The 15419-nt window shown below is 34.3% G+C and carries 13 protein-coding genes; 4 read left to right on the top strand and 9 right to left on the bottom strand.

All coding sequences use genetic code 11. The annotated features are described in order from the left end of the window. The first annotated feature begins 182 nt into the window (after positions 1-182). A complete protein-coding gene (locus tag BSF41_RS22605; protein ID WP_095931743.1) occupies positions 183-467 on the top strand; it encodes a hypothetical protein in 285 nt (94 codons plus the stop codon). Positions 468-513: 46 nt separating this feature from the next. Here the strand turns inward: BSF41_RS22605 and BSF41_RS22600 are convergent, their stop codons facing one another. The 8 genes from BSF41_RS22600 to BSF41_RS22565 all read right to left on the bottom strand — a co-directional run bounded on the left by BSF41_RS22600 (position 514) and on the right by BSF41_RS22565 (position 9141). After that, positions 514-3294 (bottom strand): T9SS type A sorting domain-containing protein, encoded by a 2781-nt coding sequence (locus BSF41_RS22600; protein ID WP_253251879.1) that lies wholly within the window; start codon positions 3292-3294, stop codon positions 514-516. Positions 3295-3647: 353 nt separating this feature from the next. Beyond that, positions 3648-3950, bottom strand: a complete 303-nt coding sequence (locus BSF41_RS22595; protein WP_095931741.1) for a DUF6787 family protein — start codon at positions 3948-3950, stop codon at positions 3648-3650. 31 nt (positions 3951-3981) lie between these two features. Further along, positions 3982-4422, bottom strand: coding sequence for a DUF6146 family protein (locus BSF41_RS22590; protein WP_095931740.1), 441 nt, complete (start codon positions 4420-4422; stop codon positions 3982-3984). Between the two features lie 210 nt (positions 4423-4632). Then, the gene (locus tag BSF41_RS22585) at positions 4633-5196 is read right to left on the bottom strand and encodes a DUF937 domain-containing protein (RefSeq protein WP_095931739.1); all 564 of its coding nucleotides are present in this window, start codon (positions 5194-5196) and stop codon (positions 4633-4635) included. A 169-nt stretch (positions 5197-5365) separates the two neighbouring features. Further along, positions 5366-5725, bottom strand: coding sequence for a hypothetical protein (locus BSF41_RS22580; RefSeq protein WP_095931738.1), 360 nt, complete (start codon positions 5723-5725; stop codon positions 5366-5368). A 95-nt stretch (positions 5726-5820) separates the two neighbouring features. Then, a complete protein-coding gene (locus tag BSF41_RS22575; RefSeq protein WP_095931737.1) occupies positions 5821-6771 on the bottom strand; it encodes a D-2-hydroxyacid dehydrogenase in 951 nt (316 codons plus the stop codon). A gap of 141 nt (positions 6772-6912) precedes the next feature. Beyond that, the gene (gene serC / locus BSF41_RS22570) at positions 6913-7983 is read right to left on the bottom strand and encodes a 3-phosphoserine/phosphohydroxythreonine transaminase (protein WP_095931736.1); all 1071 of its coding nucleotides are present in this window, start codon (positions 7981-7983) and stop codon (positions 6913-6915) included. 93 nt (positions 7984-8076) lie between these two features. After that, positions 8077-9141, bottom strand: coding sequence for an acyl-CoA reductase (locus tag BSF41_RS22565; RefSeq protein WP_095931735.1), 1065 nt, complete (start codon positions 9139-9141; stop codon positions 8077-8079). A gap of 149 nt (positions 9142-9290) precedes the next feature. On the opposite strand from BSF41_RS22565, the gene BSF41_RS22560 reads away from it, so the two are divergent. Both BSF41_RS22560 and BSF41_RS22555 read left to right on the top strand, forming a co-directional pair. Further along, positions 9291-9641 (top strand): 4Fe-4S dicluster domain-containing protein, encoded by a 351-nt coding sequence (locus BSF41_RS22560; RefSeq protein ID WP_095931734.1) that lies wholly within the window; start codon positions 9291-9293, stop codon positions 9639-9641. 176 nt (positions 9642-9817) lie between these two features. Next, on the top strand, positions 9818-10972 hold the full coding sequence (locus BSF41_RS22555) for a carboxypeptidase-like regulatory domain-containing protein (RefSeq protein ID WP_095931733.1): 1155 nt from the start codon (positions 9818-9820) through the stop codon (positions 10970-10972). 201 nt (positions 10973-11173) lie between these two features. Here the strand turns inward: BSF41_RS22555 and BSF41_RS22550 are convergent, their stop codons facing one another. Next, entirely contained in the window at positions 11174-13807 is a 2634-nt protein-coding gene (locus tag BSF41_RS22550) for a TonB-dependent receptor (RefSeq protein ID WP_095931744.1), read from the bottom strand. A 292-nt stretch (positions 13808-14099) separates the two neighbouring features. On the opposite strand from BSF41_RS22550, the gene ychF reads away from it, so the two are divergent. Next, complete coding sequence (gene ychF / locus BSF41_RS22545; RefSeq protein ID WP_095931732.1) at positions 14100-15194, top strand: redox-regulated ATPase YchF; 1095 nt, start codon at positions 14100-14102, stop codon at positions 15192-15194. Positions 15195-15419 lie beyond the last annotated feature (225 nt).

The following is a 15419-nucleotide window of genomic DNA, read 5'->3' as shown; positions in this document are numbered from 1 at the left end:
CTAAAATCTAAAATCTAAAATCTAAAATCTAAAATCTAGAATCTAAAATCTAAAATCTAAAATCTAAAATCTAAAATCGGTACGTAAATTGATATGGGAATAATGGAAATTAAATTTAGAAAAGAGATAATAGAATTTCGTGAATTATTTTTAATTTCGATTAACTTAAAAATGAATGTGTTATGCAAGATTTAGAAGTTGCAGAAGATAGCAGAATGTCAAAACTACTTATAGGGCTGGTTTTGGATGGAATTGGTATGATTTCTTTTTCGATTCCGTTTCTGGGTGAGTTTTCAGATGTGGTTTGGGCTCCTATTGCTGCCATAATTATGGCAAGAATGTATAAAGGAAGAGTAGGGAAGGTTGCTGGTGTTTTGACTTTTCTTGAGGAAATACTGCCTTTTACAGATGTGATTCCGTCTTTTACCTTGACTTGGATTTATACTTATTTCTTTCAGAAAAAATAAAAAAAAGACGGTTTTAGGCCGTCTTTTTTAATTGCTTTAGTTTTAACTATTGAATGATTATTTTTTTTACGTATTGTGTTTTCTTAGTCTGCGGATTTACGACTTTAATCAAGAAAACGCCTTTTGAATGCAATTGGATTGTTTCTTGTGTGCCTCCTTTAATTTTTTGCTTTACTAATTCTTTTCCATAAATATCGTAGATCTTAAGATCTAAAATTTCTGCTTCTTCATTATCAATAAAAACAGAGAAAGATCCGTTGCTTGGAATTGGCCAGACATTAAAAGCATTGTTTTTAATTTCTTTAATACTATCGTCTGTTCCTAATGTCAAGCTTTGCCCGCTTATAACATTCACTTTTCTTTTCATTGTACCACCTTCAGAATCTGTTACGGTAAATTCAAAAGAGCATAATCCGTTTGAAGTTGGTGTAAATGCAACCACATCTGTATTTAGAATTGCATTTCCGTTTACTACATTCGAAATGGCATAAGAAACGCCACTTGTAAATCCTCTTGACAATTTTTGAATATTAATGTCAATTTTAGTTCCGTCTGGAGATTCGTAATGTGGCAGTGACATCCATTGTAAATACTCGTCTAAATGAGTATAGCCATCTAAATTAGGATCGGCATTTGCATCTGAAAAATCTCCAATTGCAGAGTTTACATTGGTTCCTATGATATTTTCCCACCAGTTTGGCAATCCATCTTGATCGCTATCCCAATTAGCATCTCTCACTACAGTCGGATAGTTTTCGAAACCACCAACATCTGCTTCATTATCTGGAAATCCAGGTTTGCCTGTTACACTTCCGACAGCAGAATACGTTCCGTTTAATGTCTCTGAAATAATTCTTTGGTCATGTTCGTCAAATTCTGGCTGGGTGCATCCAACATCGGAAAGAACAATTTTATAAGCATTTTTAGCCGATTGAGTTGTTACATAAGAAGGGAAAAAAGGTGTATTTACGAAATTCTCATAAGGAACTGTATTTCCTGATGCTTTTCTTCCAGCAGTTTGGTTGGATTCGTCGAAATAGCCAGGCATTACATTTCCGTTAAAATAACATTGCTGCATTCCGGTTCCAACACCTTCATTTTGCTGATTAAAAGCAACAAATATTTTTGAACCAGCCCCAGGTTTGTAATAGTTGTTTACAAAGTTAACTTCTTTGGTTCCTCCGTCTGTGGTTCTTCCTCCCCAGTTATAAACGACATTATTGGTAATATCCATTTTTCCTGCATAAGCGCCATTTCCGTCCAATCCGCCGCCAAGACTCCAATTTCTGCCATAACAATGTGCTAAAAGATTATGATGGAAACTTCCGATATCTCCACCAATTGTAGCAGCATATCCATGTTCTGTTCCTGTTGGATAATTTTGATGATTTGCTGCATTTAAAGCCTCAGAAATAAGTGTTCTCTGAAGGGTGATATTTTTTCCAGATCTAGAACTGAAAGATTCGTCAATAGTCCAGCTGATAGAGCAGTGGTCGATAATGCTATTGTCTGCACCTGTTAATCCCATTCCGTCAAAAGTAGGTCCTGCACCAACTCTAACACGCAAATTTTGTACAACAGCATCGTTTCCTGTTACGCCAAAAGGAGCAGAACGAATGCAGATTCCTTTTCCTGGAGCGGTTTGTCCGGCAACTGTTACGTAAGGCTGGCTTAAAACCAGACGTGATTGCAATTGAATTACACCAGAAGTATTAAAGACAATTGTTCTCGGTCCAATATCGTTTGTAACGGCTTCACGAAAACTTCCTGGTCCGCTGTCGTTTAGATTAGTAACGGCAACAACTTTTCCGCCACGTCCTCCACGTGCAAAACGGCCGTATCCTTCAGCGTCAGGAAAAGCAAGCTGTGCGGGACGAAAACGCCAAACGTTTCCTTTTTCAATTCCATTTGATAAAACTTCATCAACACGCCAATAATAAGTTGCTCCCGTATACAATCCGTTTACCTGATAAGAATTGTTGGCTAAAGCTTGATTTCCTTTATATTCTGGTGAAGCTGTCGTTGCGTTATCAACCGCTGTTGGATCTGTTCCAAAATAGATATTATGTGAAACAGCTCCCGACCCAGCAGTCCATTGCAACAATTTTCCGCCAGATACTAATTCTACATGTTCGTTGTTTTGTTTTGGATCTGGATTTATAGCTTGATGAGAAATATTGGGTGTGTTTAATTCAAAACCATTAAAAATGAAGTTTTTAACATTTTCTGTTCCCGAAGTTTCTGCAGCGATTAAAATTACGACATCGGTTCCTGCTGTAGCTTGAAATCTTAAATAAGAAGACGCTGCATCAGCTGTTTTAGTTGCTCTTACAGTTGGAATTAAATTATTGACCACTACATTTCCATCCACAGAAATATCAATTGGGCTAAAGGTATTTGTGGTTGGGCTGTCCACGTTGTTGAAGAAAGCTAATAACGTATGTTCTCCTGTGGCTAAACCGCTTATTTTGAGTTCGATTTGAGCGCCAAGATTTGCTGTTGTACCTTTTACTGTAAGTCCGTCACAGACCAATCTTGCATAATAAGGGGCTTGAATTCCTGCTTTGTACCAATTGGTTCCTAAGTTGTCTCCATTGGTTCCGGTGCGACTAATTGTAAAAGTAACTCCATTTTCGGTATAAGAACTAGTGTTTCCAGAAGCAATTACCCAAGCGGTGTAATCGGGATCATTTACTTCGGCTTTCGATCTTCCTGATTGGTCAAAGTCGATTTTTACAATCGGATTTTGAGCAAAAACCTTGTTTACGGATGCAATGAGACAAATCATCGCCACCATAAGGGAGGATTTAAAGTAATTTTTCAGCATGTCAAATTGTGGTTTGGTTAGTAAGTAATAATTTTTGTTAGAAACATTAATTGTTTGATTATCAAGTTTAATAAATGCTTCTAACTATTGTAAAGTTTGTTATTACTTAAAATATAACTATCCTGCACCATCCTGTTCTGTATAGTGATTAAATAAAAAATTGGCATAAAAAAAATGTTATGTATTTTTTTTATGCCAATTTTTTAAATATGTAATGTTTGATAAATGCAGGGATTGATTAAACTGCAGTTTCAAAAATAGTAAACGGTCTAAAAAATGAAATTAAATAAAATTTTAGCTTAAGAGACGATCTTAACCAGAACGGTTTTTTTATTAAGTGGGTAAAAGCGGAGTTATTCTTTGAATAAAAATCCTAGTCCCATATTTTTAAGCATTTTCTTTTCGAAGTTCCAAAAGAATTTAAATTGCCCAAAAATAGTTCCAATCGCAACTAGTAAAACTTGATAAATAGGGAAGATAATAATAAGACGAATGAGTGTAAACCAGCCACCAAAATCTTCTTTAGTAATACCCAGCAAAACACAGAAAGGTTTAGAAAGCCACGCAGATGCCGATCCTGTGATGGCAAAAACGATAAATATAATTATGGCTTGTAAATTTGAGGTAATTCCCCAGCGTTTTTTTAATCTGTTCATTGCTATTTGTAATGATTACAAATATAGTATATTATCTTGACGGAACATAGCCCCAAAGCTTTTGTTTGTAAGTATTTTGAAAATAAATCATGTAATTGTAAATTAAGTAATTTACTTCGTAGCCATAATGAATGTCTGGGCGATAATCAATAGACATTTCGTATAACCTTGGGCTATAACGTTGTGGCTGTAGAACACGATTATTCCATTCTGTTACATACAAATAGTTTTTGTTTTCAAGGTATTGTAAAGAGTAATAGTTTCGCGGATAGGCTCGAGAGGCAAGCCAGGTTGAGAATCCGTTATCGATTATAATGACTTCGTATTCTAATGAATCGTTTGCAATTCTAATGGTATCGTTTACCTTTTTATTTGATGCAGATACAGTATCAGTGCTGGAAATATTCTGCGAAGCTGTAGAACATGCAACAATGGTAAGTAGCACAATTAATATGGAAATGCATTTTTTCATGAATTAAATTTACGAATAAATGACGAGAAGAGGATGGAGTTTAACATGATTCTAACTTGTTAAGATAGTAAGATAGTAAGATGCTAAGATTCTAAGATATTAAGTTTTTATTTTCTTGTGAAAAAAAAGTGGTTTGCTATGCAAACCACTTTAGAATATCTATAAAAAACTTAGCATCTTAGAATCTTAATGTCTTAGTGTCTTACATCTTTACTTGCTCCCAAACAACTTTCCAATAAATCCTGCGATTCCTCCTTTGCTTTTGGTAACTACTAATACATCTGCAACATCAACTTTTCCGTCGTTGTTTTGGTCAAGGCCAAATTGCATTCCGTATTTAGAAATAGTATCCATTATTCCAGATGCTTGTCCGCTGTTTCCTGAAATGGAATTTATAATATCAGAAATTTGAAAACTGCTATCGTTTGGATCTTTTGCTTTATTTACTAAAGAGCCTAAAATCTGTGGAATCAAATTGGAAGCAACTCCGCTTGAATCGGCGCTGCTTAATCCGAATTTTTGACCAAGACTTCCGCTTAATTGCTGTTGAATTTGCTGTACAACAGGGTTTGAGCTGTCAATGGGTGTGTTTCCGTTAAATAATCCGGCAATCTGATCTGTATTTCCTTCAGAAACAATCTTTTTTAATCCTTCAAAAATAGAACTGCTTGTTTCGTTTATTACGGCTTCATTATGTTCGTTTGGGACAGCGTTATTGTTTACCACAGCGTCGCCTCCGTATTGCTGTACTAATTGGGTTAATTGTTCAAACATGATATTTAAGGTTTAAAATTACACGCCAAAATTAATAAAAAAAGAAAGATATTTACTACAAATTAAGTAATAATCCATTTAAAGATACTTTATTTTTTAATTACTTGGTTCGGCAAATTCAAGAAATTTGCTAAAACCTTATTTATATTGATTTAAATTAAAGCCATTGTTAAAACTTAGTATTTGTATCTTTTACTTTGCACCAGGTTGTAACATCTTTAGGATTAAATCCAGTACAACTATTAATGTTCTTTTTAGGAAAAAATAACACATCATTATCAAATGTACTCAGGTTGAAGTAATAGTTGCTGTAATCTTCTCCATATCTCCACACATCGCTTGAGCCTTCATTGCCGATAGTTTCATTAAAAGTAAAAATGGAAGATTGCTCAGGTATAAAATATTCTTTTTCAATAATAAGCGAAAATATATTGCCAAAGATAGAAGTGCAGAACAAAGCAATTGCAATTGCCATTAGAATTAGTCGAATGATCCATTTACGTCTAGAGCTTTTTTTATGTATATTCATAGTTATACTTTAAGTTTCCGCGAAAGTATAAAAAAGAAAGGGATTTACTACACATAAGTAGTGAATCCCTTTAATCGAATTTAATCTATTTTTATTTAGCTCAACAAAGTAATGATTTGTGAAGCCAATTCAGTACCAATTCTATCTTGCGCTTCTCCAGTAGCTGCTCCGATGTGTGGAGTTAAAGAGATTTTAGAGTGCATTAAGATTGCCATTTCTGGTTTTGGCTCGCTTTCAAAAACGTCTAAACCAGCAAAAGCAACTTTTCCTGAATCTAAAGCTTTTACTAACGCCACTTCATCAATAACACCACCACGAGCACAGTTTACAATTCCAACACCATCTTTCAAGATTTCAAATTCTTTCTCTCCAATGATGTATCCATCTTGTGCAGGAACGTGTAGTGTAATGAAATCTGCTTCTTTAAATAAAGATTCTAAAGATTGAGAAACAATTTTAGTTGTGATAGATTGTCCGTCAAAAAACTCAACTTTTACATCTACTTCTGGGGTAAAACTGTCGGCAGCGATAACTTTCATTCCTAAACCAAGAGCCATTTTTGCTGTAGCTTGTCCGATACGACCAATACCAACAATACCTAAAGTTTTTCCTCTTAATTCAGTTCCGTTAGCGTAAGCTTTTTTCAAACCATCAAAGTTTGAATCTCCTTCAAGAGGCATATTTCGGTTAGAATCATGTAAAAAACGAACACCAGAAAATAAGTGTCCAAAAACCAACTCAGCAACAGATTCTGAAGATGAAGCTGGGGTATTAATTACATGAATTCCTTTGCTTTTAGCATAATCCACATCGATATTGTCCATACCAACACCACCACGACCGATGACTTTGATTCCAGGACAAGCATCGATAATATCTTTACGAACTTTAGTTGCGCTACGAACTAAAATTACGTCAATGTTATTTTCATTTATATAGTTAGCTACTTGTTCTTGAGCTACTTTTGTTGTGATAACTTCAAAACCACCTTTTTCTAAGGCTAGAATTCCGCTTTTAGAAATTCCGTCATTTGCTAATACTTTCATTGTATTTATTGTTTATTTGGTTAATCGTTTAATTGTTTAATCGATAAACCAGCTATTTGATTTTTCTTTTTTGATATTTTAAAGGAAGTATTTTTTGACGATTAAACAGTTAAACAAATTAACGATTAACCGAAAAAAAAACTAAACTTTAGACTCCAATGCTTTCATTACATCCACTAAAACCTGAACACTTTCGATAGGCATAGCGTTGTAAATAGAAGCTCTGTAACCACCTACAGAACGGTGTCCTGGCAATCCAGAAATATTTGCCGCTTTCCATAAAGCATCAAAAGTTTCAGTGTGTTCAGGATTGTTCAATAAGAACGTTACGTTCATGTTAGAACGATCTTCTACCGCAGCAGCACCTTTAAACAATGGGTTTCTGTCGATTTCAGCATAGAGTAATTCTGCTTTTGCGTTGTTTAATTTTTCAACAGCAGCAATTCCGCCTTTTTCTTTAATCCATTGTAAAGTTAAAAGAGAAACGTAAACAGCAAATACAGGTGGAGTATTGTACATACTTTCTCCTTTAATGTGTTTAGCATAATCTAGCATACTTGGAATAGTTTTTCCGTTTTTGCCTAAGATTTCTTCTTTAACGACTACCAAAGTAGTTCCTGCAGGTCCCATATTTTTTTGAGCTCCAGCGTAGATTAAATCAAATTTAGAGAAATCTAATTCACGTGAAAAAATATCAGAACTCATATCGCAAACAACAGGAACATTTGTTGCTGGGAATTCTTTCATTTGAGTTCCAAAGATGGTATTGTTACTTGTGCAGTGGAAATAATCAGCATCAGCTGGAATTTCGTAACCTTTAGGAACATAAGTATAATTGTCTTCTTTTGAAGAAGCTACGACAACAGTCTCACCGAAAAGTTTAGCTTCTTTGATCGCCGCAGTTGCCCACGTTCCTGAATCTAAATAAGCAGCTTTTCCGTTTTCTTTCATTAAATTATAGGGTGCCATTAAGAATGCTGTACTTGCACCACCTTGTAAAAATAAAGCCTGATAACCTTTTCCTTGAAGTCCTAATAATTCTAAAGCAAGGGAACGAGCTTCCTCCATAACTGCAACGAAATCTTTGCTTCGGTGCGAGATTTCAAGGATCGATAACCCTGAATCATTAAAATTTAAAATTGCTTTTGATGCCTTCTCAAAAACTTCCTGAGGTAAAATACTTGGTCCTGCGCTGTAGTTGTGTTTTTTCATGGTTGTTGTTAATAGTCGAAAATTTTAAAGACGCAAATTTCGGTAATAAGAGCCGAAAAAGCGTTAAAATATTCGAAATAATTAAACAATTTATTACTTTGTTGTTAACAAAAACGTTATAGTATCGACATTATCTGCGTAATCCCACAATTGCGGTTTTTGGGTTTCTCCAAATGCTATACTATCTGCAGTTATATTATTGCTAACAATGCATTGAATTTGGTCTGTGTCGTCCTGAAGGCGTTTTTTAAGTTCTTCTAAGCTTTCATAATATTCATAAAAAACACTCGAAATAGGAGAGGCATAACTTGAGTCTTCCTTTAAAGTCAAGAATCCGTTGTCCAATAATTTGAAATTACTCATTAAAAATACCGCTTTATTATAGTCATAATTATTAGCGTATTTTTCGTAATGAATAACGTCTTGGTATTTGAACATTGCTTGGAAAAAAGTGTCAAAAGAATACTCTTTCGGAATAAAAAGTTTGGAAACATTTCGGCATCCTAAACCAAAATATCTAAAAATATCTTCACCAAGCGCTTCCAATTCTTCAGTGGTTTCTTTTCCGGTTAAAATAGCGGCCGAATTTCTGTTTTTACGAATAATCGATGGCTTATCTTTAAAATAATATTCAAAATAACGAGCAGTATTATTGCTTCCAGTGGCAATTACAGCATCAAAATTTTCTAGTTTTCCTTCCACGAAAGTGATGTTATCTTTTAGATTTTCATCAACAGCAATTAAATATTTAGCTAAAAATGGCAATAAATGCTGATCGTTTGACGAAGTTTTAATTAAAGCTTTGTTTCCTGTAATTAAAACCGATAAAAAATCATGAAAGCCTACTAGCGGAATATTTCCAGCTAAAATCAAAGCAACAGTTTTTGCATCGCCTTTCTGATCTATTTTGTAAGCCGAAAGCCATTTGTCAATGTTTTCATTGGTTAAAGCTTCAGCCCATGACTGTATAGAGAAATAAACCTGCTCAGGGGTATACCATCCGTTATGAGATTGTGAAAGGCTAATGAGATTTTCGAAATCATCAAAAAAGATATCATTATATAAGACGTCGGATTTTTGCGCAGAAGCGCCCTCAGAAAACTGACTTAAAAATTTTCCTAATTCAACAAAAACACTTTTTTTTGTTTCTAATGTCATAATGTTTGCTTATGAATTGTTTTGATTGTAATTTTGCACAAAAATAAGCATAATTAAGTCGAAAGTCAAAAGCTATAAAGTCAAAAGCGATTCTTGTCTTTATTTTGACTTTAGAACTTTAAGACTTTTAACTTTAAGACTAATAAACGATGGCAATTATTATAACTGACGAATGCATCAATTGTGGGGCTTGCGAACCAGAGTGCCCAAATACAGCAATATATGAAGGAGCAGATGATTGGAGATATAAAGACGGAACAAGTCTTTCTGGAAAAATTGTATTACCTGACGGAACTGAAGTTGACGCAGATGACGCGCAAACTCCAATTTCTGATGAAATCTACTATATAGTACCAGGAAAATGTACAGAATGTAAAGGTTTCCATGATGAGCCGCAGTGTGCTGCTGTTTGTCCTGTTGACTGTTGTGTGCCAGATGATGATCATGTTGAAGACGAAGAAACTTTGTTAGAAAGACAAGCGTTTTTGCATAACGAATAATTATTTCTGAATGTCTAAAGAAAATAGGATCCTGAGTTGTAAAACTCAGGATTTTTTTTGCCCCCTGATATCAGGTATTTTTAAAAGTTAGTTTGTTGGTAACTAATGTTTTATTTTTTTGGGTGTTGCTTTATTGTTAAAAAAACAATAATTTAGTTGAAAATATAACAACGCCTATGAAGCAACTGCTACTTTTATTTGTCGTATTATTTAATTTGAATGTTTTTGCACAAAATGATGAATATTCTATTTATGTAAAAGACATTGAAACCCTACAGCCTATTGAGAATGCTACTGTAATGGTCTTAAAAACGAAACAGGTTTTAATGACTAATGCAGATGGTAAAATAACTTTTGTTTTGAGCGGAGGATCAAACATACAGGTTTCAGAAATGAATTATGAAAATTTGACTGTTCGTTGGGCTGCTTTAAAAGAAAACGGATTTGTAGTTTATCTTAAAAATAAAAAAGAAAACTTAGATGAAGTTGTAGTCTCAAAAGAAAATCCTCAAAAAATGCTTCAGAAAGTAGTTTCAAACTCGAAACAAAAAATTAGCGTTGCACATCGACTAAAAGTATATGTTCGTGAATTTTTCATGCTAGACAATCAATATTCTTATTATAATGATGGATTGGTTAACTTTCAATTCAATAAAAACAATACAACTACGTTATTAGTAGAACAAAATCGTTCTTACGGTTTGATAGATACAGATGTTAGTGCAGATTTGAAAGGATATAATTTGAATGATATCATGGAGAATTACTCTAACTTTAAGTATTTGGATCCGTTGTTGGATCCCAAAGCGAAAAAGGAATATGATTTTACAACAAAAGGACATTCAAAAAATAAAGATTATTATATAATGTCAGTTGTTCCGCTGGATAAAGCAAAAGAGGCAATTGATAATTTTGAAATTATTTACGATCCTGAGAAAAAAATTATAGTAGAATTTACAATTTCTGTAACGCCAGGAACACTGGATAAAGTGGAAGAAAAGACAAAAGAGGGCGAAAAGAATATTACAAAATCGTTTGTCAAAGTAGATTATAGATGGGATGGAACGGATTATTATTTATTGAGTTCAAATGAAGAAATTGGCTATAATGTTGTTTTAAAAGATAAAACTAAAAATGTTCAGGTAAGAAATAGTTTTGTGACAACAGGTTTCAACAAACAGAATTTTACTTATAGTGAAAGTGATGTTTTTAAAGAAAAATCGCTTTTTAATAAGAAAAACAAAATCCTGACCAATTATTGGGATATTTCGGGATTTACAGCAACAGAGCAAGAAAAAGCTATTATTGCATCATTAGAGTTTAAATTGTAATTAAATAAATAGAAAAGAAAAATCCTGAACGTTATGCTCAGGATTTTTTGTTTTATGTCAGGCTGAGTGAAGTCGAAGCCCATTATGATTTTTGATCTGCTTTGTAGAGTTTCTTGCGTGTCCTTCGACTTCGCTCAGGAAGACAAAAAAAGAACTCATTCAATTGTCAGGCTGAGCGGAGTCGAAGCCCCACGTTAATTATTAAAAAGTAAAACCAAGTCTTGCATAGTAATAAGCACCACTGAATCCCATTTGTACAGCATCCCAATATCCTCCAGCTTCTGTGTTTCCTTGCTCATCTTGTTTGGACGGATATACGTTAAACAAGTTGTTGCTTCCGATAGTTAGTTTTAAACTTTTAGTAAACTGATATCCAACAGTTAAATCGGTTACCACTCTCGGGTTGTAAACATCATCTTCGTCTGCATAATCTACCAAAACAACTTTGCTGAAACGAGTAAAAGCTAGCCCGGCGTCAAATTTGTTTTTAGCATAGTTTAGGTTTAAACTGAATTTGTTGTCGGGAGCAGAAGCCAATAAAAAGGCTTTTTCACGTTTTCCGAAGAAAGTAGCTTCATCAAGAGTGCCGTTTTTTACTTTGTCAATTTTCATATCGTTGATATTTCCAATCAAAGTGGCGCTAAGCTGACCAAAATCGTATCCTTTTTTCCAAGAGAAAACCACATCAAGACCATGTGTGCTCGTGTCTACACCATTGGCAAAAAACTGTGCTTCAGAAACACCAAGGTTTAAAGCGCTTGCATCAAAATATCCAGTAAGTACAATACGATCTTTTACCTGAATATAGTAACCGTCAATTGTTGCAGTGAAATCTCCAAAAGATGCAGTAAAACCTAAAGATGCATTTACTGCTTTTTCTTCGTTTAATTTACCAATTCCAAAAGCTCTTGTGATTTCGCTGTCGTTTGGCGCTAATAAAACTTCGGTTGCACCGCTTGCATTAAAGTTGGTGAAACGTAAATTGTAATAAATCTGTGCTAATGATGGTGCACGGAAACCTGTACTTACAGAACCTCTTAAATTAAAGTGATCGCCGAGTTTTAATCTAGAGGCCAATTTTCCATTTACAGTACTACCAAAATCACTATAGTTTTCAAAACGGATGGCTGCATTTACCATCAAATCTTTGGTTATATCCAATTCGCCATCAGCATATAAAGAGAAGTTGGTACGGCTTTCATTTACTTCATTCGCAGGGCTATAACCAGGAAAACCTTGCGAGCTTCCCGGTCTAGGATTTCCCGAAATAGGATCAATTGGCGCACTTTGGGTGGTAGGATCTGTAATAGGTTGCCCGTTGGTGTCGTAAGTAGTATATGATCCTTCTTCACCAGCAAAGATTTCAAATTTTTCTACTCTAAATTCGGTTCCAAAAGCAATATTAAAGCCTTCTAAAACACTGTCATAACTTTTAGAAATATCAAAATTAGTAGTGTTTTGAAGCAAACTATGTCCTCCAGCATCAAACGCAAGAGGGGATTTTTCTTCTAGGGAAGCATTTATTGTTCCTTTAATATCGTATTGAAATTTATTTTTTCCGAAAGTATTACTCAAATCAAATTTCCATCCTCCAGTAGATTCTGTTTTGATTCCGGCAGCAACTGAATTATCATTAATCTTTGATGTAATTCTTGGTGTGTAACCTCCAGGATAAACTGATTCTACCACTCTTTCGCCATCATTTCTGGTAAAAGCATAAGCATCTGTATCTCTGAAATTGCTTCCTCCAAAAGCGTAGAATTCTGTTTTGTCTGCAATCGGAATAGAAAGATTGGCAAATAAATTTACTCCATGCATACTTGCGTCACCAAAACCTTTTCTAAAATCATAAGCTGGTCTTAAGGTTTTATTTTTGTTCAAAAACTCACCTGTAAAGTTTACATAACCACCTTTGGTGCCTAATGCAACTCCATAATTGGCTGCAACTCTCACAGAACCACCATCAAAATCCTGATCTTTTCCGTATGAATTTCCGTTTCCATCTTGATCTAATCTAAAACCTTTTGTATTTGGTGTTCCAGGAAGAAAATCGCCTTTCGCCTTTGTGTTGAAAGCACCGTAGGTTACAGATCCCGTTAATTCGTTTACATTATCGTTTGTAATGATATTGATTACTCCTGCAATGGCATCAGAACCGTATTGTGCCGAAGCGCCGTCGCGCAAAATCTCGATCCTTTTAATAGAAGCAGCCGGAATTGCGTTCAAATCTGTTCCTGTGTTTCCACGGCCTCTTGTTCCAAATAAGTTAATTAAAGACGATTGATGCCTTCTTTTTCCGTTTATTAAAACCAAAGTCTGGTCAGGTCCCATACCTCTTAATGAAGCTGGATCTACGTGATCGGCACCATCAGAGCCCGATTGTTTGTTGGCATTAAAAGACGGAGCAACATATTGAAGTAATTGATTAATTTCAATTTTACCACTTTGAGTTGTAACATCTTTTATACTAATAACATCAATGGGAACAGCAGAATTTACAACAGTTCTCTTGGTGCTTCTGGATCCTGTAACAACAACGTCGCTTAAAACTTGACCTTCGCTTTCGCCCAAAACAACGTTTATCTTGTCGGCAGAAGCTTGTTTTTCGACTGTTCCGAACCCTACATAACTGAAAATTAAAGTAGCGCCTTCTTTTACTTTTATTTTATAACTACCTTCAAAATCGGTAGAAACACCATTTGAAGTTCCTTTTTCGACAATATTTACACCAGGAAGCGGTGCACCAGATTTGTCTTTTACAACACCTGAGACTTCTTTTTGTGCAAAAAGAAACGCTGAACTCAGCAGAAATAGTAATAATGCAATCTTTTTCATGGTATTTGGTTTTTTGGTTTGTTTTTTGTTGATTAGTTTTATAAAAGTAATTTTTTTTAACAAAAAATTAATGAAATGTTTAAAAATTTTTAAGATTAGGGCTAAAATTATATTATTGAACATTTTTACTTCGTGCAAGAGCTATTAAATCTTATATTTGCAAAATTTTAAAGCCAAAAAATATCATTTTGGCAGAAATAAAGAAAAACACGTAAATCATAATACATTAAATAACAGGGTTTAATGTTGAAGACCTTTTTAAGAGGTCAAATAAATAAATAGAAACAAACAGATGAAAGCAGGAATTGTAGGATTGCCAAATGTTGGAAAATCAACATTATTTAATTGTTTATCTAATGCAAAAGCGCAGAGTGCTAACTTTCCGTTTTGTACAATCGAGCCAAATATTGGTGTTGTAAACGTTCCAGATCCAAGAATTAACAAATTGGAAGAATTGGTAAAACCAGAGCGCGTTCAAATGGCAACTGTAGATATCGTAGATATTGCAGGTTTGGTAAAAGGAGCAAGTAAAGGTGAAGGTCTTGGAAACCAGTTTTTAGGAAACATTAGAGAGTGTAATGCTATTATTCACGTTTTACGTTGTTTTGACAATGATAATATCGTACACGTTGATGGAAACGTAAATCCAATTCGTGATAAAGAAACTATTGATATCGAATTGCAGTTAAAAGATTTAGAAACTGTTGAAAAACGTTTAGAAAAAGTAAAACGTGCTGCAAAAACAGGAAATAAAGAAGCTCAAACAGAAGAAGCTTTATTAAATAGAATTAGAGAGGCTTTATTACAGGCAAAATCTGCAAGAACAATTGTTCCTCAAAATAATGATGAAGAAGTTTTAATGGAAGCTTTCCAGTTAATTACAGCTAAACCAGTTTTATATGTTTGTAATGTAGACGAAAGTTCTGCAGTAAACGGAAACAAATATGTAGATCAGGTTCGTGAATTAGTAAAAGACGAAGAAGCTGAAGTTATTATTCTTTCAGTAGGAGCAGAGGCTGATATTACAGAATTGGAAAGCTACGAAGAACGTCAGGTTTTCTTGGAAGATATGGGATTAACTGAGCCAGGAGCTTCTGTTTTAATTCGTGCAGCTTACAAATTATTAAAACAACAGACTTACTTTACAGCTGGTGTAAAAGAAGTTCGTGCTTGGACAATCAATATCGGAGCTACAGCACCGCAAGCTGCTGGAGTTATCCACACAGATTTCGAAAAAGGTTTTATCCGTGCCGAAGTTATTTCATACGAAGATTACGTTCAATACGGTTCTGAAGCAAAAGCAAAAGAAGCTGGAAAATTCAAAGTTGAAGGAAAAGAATATATTGTAAAAGATGGTGATGTAATGCATTTCCGTTTTAACGTTTAATTTTTTTTTCTTTAGAAAATAGAGTAAAGAATAAAAAGAATAGATTAAAACTGCTGGAGAGATTCAGCAGTTTTTTTTATACTCAAAATCAAAGTTCTGTTTTGTCAGGCTGAGCGAAGTCGAAGCCCACGCAAAGATTGTCTTATACTTTGCGGAGCTTTTTGTGTGTCCTTCGATTGCACTCAGGATGACAAAAACAAGAATAAAAAATCAGTTTAAATCTGC

The sequence above is a fragment of the Flavobacterium sp. ACN2 genome (genome assembly GCF_002303885.1).
Taxonomy (GTDB): Bacteria; Bacteroidota; Bacteroidia; order Flavobacteriales; family Flavobacteriaceae; genus Flavobacterium.
The sequence above is the reverse complement of the archived record's forward strand: the minus strand, read 5'-3'. Positions and strand labels throughout refer to the sequence as shown.

Bases quoted from the DNA above. Each gene is read 5' to 3' on its own strand.
- BSF41_RS22605 (WP_095931743.1), top strand. From the start codon at position 183: ATGCAAGATTTAGAAGTTGCAGAAGATAGCAGAATGTCAAAACTACTT.
- BSF41_RS22600 (WP_253251879.1), bottom strand. From the start codon at position 3,294: ATGCTGAAAAATTACTTTAAATCCTCCCTTATGGTGGCGATGATTTGT.
- BSF41_RS22595 (WP_095931741.1), bottom strand. From the start codon at position 3,950: ATGAACAGATTAAAAAAACGCTGGGGAATTACCTCAAATTTACAAGCC.
- BSF41_RS22590 (WP_095931740.1), bottom strand. From the start codon at position 4,422: ATGAAAAAATGCATTTCCATATTAATTGTGCTACTTACCATTGTTGCA.
- BSF41_RS22585 (WP_095931739.1), bottom strand. From the start codon at position 5,196: ATGTTTGAACAATTAACCCAATTAGTACAGCAATACGGAGGCGACGCT.
- BSF41_RS22580 (WP_095931738.1), bottom strand. From the start codon at position 5,725: ATGAATATACATAAAAAAAGCTCTAGACGTAAATGGATCATTCGACTA.
- BSF41_RS22575 (WP_095931737.1), bottom strand. From the start codon at position 6,771: ATGAAAGTATTAGCAAATGACGGAATTTCTAAAAGCGGAATTCTAGCC.
- serC (WP_095931736.1), bottom strand. From the start codon at position 7,983: ATGAAAAAACACAACTACAGCGCAGGACCAAGTATTTTACCTCAGGAA.
- BSF41_RS22565 (WP_095931735.1), bottom strand. From the start codon at position 9,141: ATGACATTAGAAACAAAAAAAAGTGTTTTTGTTGAATTAGGAAAATTT.
- BSF41_RS22560 (WP_095931734.1), top strand. From the start codon at position 9,291: ATGGCAATTATTATAACTGACGAATGCATCAATTGTGGGGCTTGCGAA.
- BSF41_RS22555 (WP_095931733.1), top strand. From the start codon at position 9,818: ATGAAGCAACTGCTACTTTTATTTGTCGTATTATTTAATTTGAATGTT.
- BSF41_RS22550 (WP_095931744.1), bottom strand. From the start codon at position 13,807: ATGAAAAAGATTGCATTATTACTATTTCTGCTGAGTTCAGCGTTTCTT.
- ychF (WP_095931732.1), top strand. From the start codon at position 14,100: ATGAAAGCAGGAATTGTAGGATTGCCAAATGTTGGAAAATCAACATTA.